General features: G+C 53.8%; 1 pseudogene. It reads left to right on the forward strand.

Going from position 1 to position 262, the window contains the following annotated elements:
* Nucleotides 1–262, forward strand: a pseudogene (locus R0J87_RS21625) (hypothetical protein); the annotation flags it as partial.

Consider the following 262-nt stretch of genomic DNA (forward strand, 5'->3'; position numbering starts at 1 on the left):
CCATCATCCGGACGAAAAATACCGAAATCGGCTATTTGCACCAAATCCCGGCCTATCCGGGATACACGGTGTATGAAGTATTGAACGAAAGTTTCAGCGAATTACACGGAATGCAAAGCCGGCTTCGCGCACTGGAAAGCCAGCTGGCAAGCGGTGCCGATGAACGGATACTGCGCCAATACGGCGAATTGCAAGAGCAGTTTATGGAAGCCGGCGGGTATGAGACGGAATCGAAGATCGCAGCCGTGGCGAACGGCCTTGG

It is taken from the genome of Halomonas sp. SIMBA_159 (genome assembly GCF_046536035.1).
Classification (GTDB): Bacteria; Pseudomonadota; Gammaproteobacteria; order Pseudomonadales; family Halomonadaceae; genus Vreelandella; species Vreelandella venusta_A.